Origin of the sequence: Marinigracilibium pacificum, assembly GCF_012926615.1 — a bacterium.
Taxonomy (GTDB): Bacteria; Bacteroidota; Bacteroidia; order Cytophagales; family Cyclobacteriaceae; genus Mangrovivirga; species Mangrovivirga pacifica.
Genome location: NZ_JABBNU010000021.1, coordinates 1 through 4,342 on the forward strand (window position 1 = coordinate 1; position 4,342 = coordinate 4,342).

Annotated in this window: 3 protein-coding genes; all 3 read right to left on the minus strand. The window is 32.4% G+C overall.

Annotation, left to right across the window (positions count from 1 at the left end):
- Nucleotides 1–214: 214 nt before the first annotated feature.
- Nucleotides 215–745 carry a hypothetical protein gene (locus HH304_RS21010; protein WP_169685268.1) on the minus strand — a complete coding sequence of 177 codons (531 nt, stop codon included), beginning with the start codon at nucleotides 743–745 and terminating at the stop codon, nucleotides 215–217.
- A gap of 661 nt (nucleotides 746–1,406) precedes the next feature.
- A complete protein-coding gene (locus HH304_RS21015; RefSeq protein ID WP_169685269.1) occupies nucleotides 1,407–3,137 on the minus strand; it encodes a hypothetical protein in 1,731 nt (576 codons plus the stop codon).
- Entirely contained in the window at nucleotides 3,137–4,225 is a 1,089-nt protein-coding gene (locus tag HH304_RS21020) for a dsDNA nuclease domain-containing protein (RefSeq protein ID WP_169685270.1), read from the minus strand. The genes HH304_RS21015 and HH304_RS21020 overlap by 1 nt, the downstream gene beginning before the upstream one ends.
- Between the last annotated feature and the right edge of the window lie 117 nt (nucleotides 4,226–4,342).

Here is a 4,342-nt window from a genome sequence, read left to right on the forward strand (position 1 = left end):
ATCTTTGTCAATCGCATAATTTGCAATTGCTAGTTTTCTCCATTCTGCTTTTAAAAAGCTCATTTATTTTTTGTTTTTTATATGCACCACAACGTACATGCTATGTGTCCGCCGAAATTTACAGCTGCTTAAAAAACGCATTGCTGATACCCAAAGATAGCAGCCCCAACTGAAAAACAAAACTGTGGACCATAGCTATTGTTACCACACGTTTCTATAATAATTGTTCTCTATTAAATTTCTTTCCCCAGCCATTATTCTCTGAAAAACTTGAAAATTTAAAGTCTTCTATGTTTGGTATATTGACTAATCGGAATTCTGCGAGATTAGCTATATCTATAGTTGGATCCAATGTCCATTTACTAAATTTACCTGTTCCACCATATAAATTACCAGTACCTATTTCTAATACTTTTTTAATCATTATTAAGAAAGTTTTATCTAAGGATTTATATAATTTATATATCTCTTTGAAATCTTTATTATTCAAATATTTATCAAATGAACTAATGAATTTTGTATGATGGCTTAAAACATGTTCAGGAATTAAATAGTTTATTTTTTCTTCCCAGATATCTAATTCATTTGATGATGTAAACTCCCATAGAACATCGATAATTTCATTTAACAAGTTATTGTTTAATTGATTCTCCTTAATGAATTGCTCAATACAAACCATTCCAAATGCAAATCTTCCACGAATAGAAATAGTTTTTACAACCTCAACAAGATTCTCTTTGTTCATGGTTTGTTTTTAATGTGTGGTAACGCTGTAGCTATGGATCCGCCGCGACTTGCGACTACATAAAAAACGCATAGCTGATCGCCAAAGATAATAGACTCATATTAAAATCAAAAAAGCGGTGGGCTATAGGTTTTGTTAGGTGGCCGTATCGTGGGTGCGCGCGTAGGACATCATCCGATATGACTGGCAAAGACCAGGACAAGATGCAGCCTGTTTCATTCTACTCATATCCAATATTTTAAACAGCCTTACTCAGTTCTTATTCGGTGATGAGGTTTAGTGCTATACAGCCATTCCCGGACCAGACTATCTGAATCCTAATCTTCCAATTATTCAATATTTGATTCTAAATAGAAAATTGTTTCTCGCGAGTCGTGAGCGGTGGGCACTTGGGGCTGGAAAGGTTAAATCGGAGAATTATTTGTGAGTTTAAACAGGATGTTTAATTGCACTAAACATTTATGCCACCTAACGTTTAGTATATGGACAGTAGGGCAGTAGATACGGATGAAGTATCCGTTCACTACTGAGCCGAGCTAAACATTTTTATATTTAATTTATTCGTTTTCAATATTAAAATTTTGGCTTGGCGGTGTTTCAGATGACTACCAAGCGTTCTTAACCCACCGAACGCCCTATTGTCTCATATACAGTGTTGGCATTAGTTTTCATTTTCAAGTAGTTCGAAAGAGTTTTCGATAAGTGTTTTTTGCTCACCATCATTGTCTATTAGAAGAGATTTTTCTTTAACTCCTTCTCCTATACATATCATCTTAGCCTCTTTATTGAAGAATTCTGAAGAGTATGTCTCAATTTTACTATCAACATTCTTATCGTCAGCAATTGAAAGTATCGTTTGAGTATCTTTTGGATGATGTGAATTAATGAACTTTAATATTTTGTTCTTAGTACCTTGTTCTATATCCTCCTTGAAGATACTATCAAGAATAAATGGAATTCGATGAATACCACTTGAATCTGTAAGAAGCCTATTAAATGCAAAATGATAGCTTAATACTGCTAGATGTAGTTGAACTCCTTGAAATGGGAAACTAGATATATCATAGAGATCATTAAAACGACCTTCCGTTAATTCAGGAAGTCCTAAAAAAGCATTATTAGATTTGTAGTAATCTTTAAAGATTTTACTCTTCTTACTTCTTTCTGACAGAATCTCACTATCTGTTTTGAACTCTGAAAGCTTTTCTTTCTGTTCTTCTAAAGTTAAGCTTAACCTTCCAACTTGTGAAGTGATGTTATTATTTAACTGTATGTTAGCCTTGTTGTTTATCCAGCTTTCAAAAGTTAGGTTATCGACTGAATACTGATTGTAAATTCTGGTTTCAGTCTCAAGTTCTTCTTTTAAAGTATCAATCTTTTTGTTGATCGAATTGATTGAGGACTGACTTTTTTTAATTTTTTCTTTAAGGTCACTTTGTATTTTAGAAGTGTCATTTTCTTCCTGATAATATTCATACATATCTTCAATGCTCTTAGGGAGTGTTTGAGAACATGTAGGACAACTGTCCTTGCCAGGTTTTTGGTTCTTATGGTTTCTCTTAACTTTAGAAACAACTGATAATCTTTGGTTAAGAAAAGCTAAGTTATTTGATTCCTTAATTTGTTTATTTTCAAGCTCTAGCAACTTACTTTTATTGTTAGAGAAGTTGTCAATGAACTCATTAGATTTTCCAGAAAAAGAATCGTCAATAATTTTAGATACTTCTAGCTCTTCATTTTCCGTTTCGATTTTATTAAAAAAGGAGATTTGTTGTTGTAAGCTCTTTATGAGCATTTCTATTTCTCTTTTTTCTTTTCGATCTTCAGCATTTTCTATTCCCAGATAGTAATCAAGGAAGTCCTCTTTGAAGTTTTTATAAAAATTTAGATTACTAAATGATTTTCGTAAGTAAACCCAACCTACATCTTGAGAGACGTAATAAGGGAGGAAAATCGTCTCCATTGGAGCTTCTGAAATTCCTGAGTTTGATTCTAAAAGTAGGTTGAAGTCAAATAACTCATTAAAGAATTTTTTCAGTTTAACATGTTCAGCTGAGTTATCACTACCGATACCATTAAACTTAGTTATTTTGTTATTGTTGTCTTTAATAATTAAGGTTTCATCCTGACGTACAAAGATGTAATTCTGAGTATTTCCGTCCTTATTTAAAGTACAGTTGAGTCGAATGAAGATTTCTTCAGACAATATTTCTGTTAACTTTAGTTTGTTGTCATTGATTCCAAAAGCGTACAAGATCAACTGAATGAGTGTACTTTTTCCCGCTGTGTTTTTACCATAAATGACGTTTAGTCTTTCTCCAAACTCTGTAAAAAAGTATTTATCGGATAGTTCACTGTAAACTAGAACGCTATTGATTTTTAATTTGAGCATTATAGTGTGTTTTTGATTTCAATGTATGCAGCAGAAATTGTTGCTTTTAATTGTGTACTACTCAGAGTAGTCGATTTTACTTTGTTAAATTCTTTAATAAAATCAGAGATACAGTCAATATCAGTAGTATGCTTTCCTAATATTGAAATGTTGGATTTTAGAAAATTAAAAACCTTTTGATGCTCACGTGAATTTAAGTCTTTAAAAAGGTCAAAACTGTTTTGATAGTGGAGTTCAAAAGAAGACCTGTCAAGTAATGAAATTTTGAGTTCTTTACACAGTTCGTCACTTTTATCTCTCCAAAAATCGTAGGCTAACTTCTTAGTAGTTAATAAGGCTAAGAGTTTCTCAATCTCATGTGATTCAACTCTTTTGGATAAATCACTTAAGTCCGCAGAGTTTCCTTGATTAAATGTTGAATCTAGTTTATCTAAACAAAGTATAAATGTGTCCAGAGCCGCCATATGATCTGTTATCTGATCTTTAAAAACAGTCTGGAATTTGCCGTGTAGATGTTCTTTCTGAGATTTAGAAGTCCTACTTAAATCAATGTATTTGAAGTTTAGAGTCGCTAAATTTTTGAGATTGTCAGAAGTAAAGGAAATTGTGCTATTCCCTTGTTCTATCTTAGTTTTGATGTTTTGGTCTAAACTAGGATAATGAACATTGCTTTTAGCTTCATTTATTATTTCTCTGTAAGACTTTGTCTTTACTTTTGTTGTAAGGTCAATAGTGTTATTCGTTGCAAAATAATTCTCTTGGAAGAATCCACTAGATTTGGGGTGAGAATCATCAAGAATACTCTGACTAGCTTCTGTTATTTTTTGAAGTATTTCGTATAAGTCACTAATCTTCCATGCTGAAGTTGCCTTTTTAGCTTGGTAGGTTTCAACTTTAGTTAACTCTTCATTAGAATCTAAATATCCAAAAACAATGTCTTCTAAGTGTTCGATTGTGATAAAGTACCTTTGTCCATACAATGAATTGAAGTTTTCAAGGAACAAAAAAATTGTACAATGTATCTGAAAGTCCATTCCTACATTGGCTTGAACTCCCGAGTTAACACTATTGGTTATTTGTTTTGCCATGTAGTAGTTTTTAATTAATGCCAACGTCTCTAGCTATGGATCCGCCGCGACTTGCGACTACATAAAAAACGCATAGCTGATCGCCAAAGATAATAGACTCATATTAAAATCAAAAAA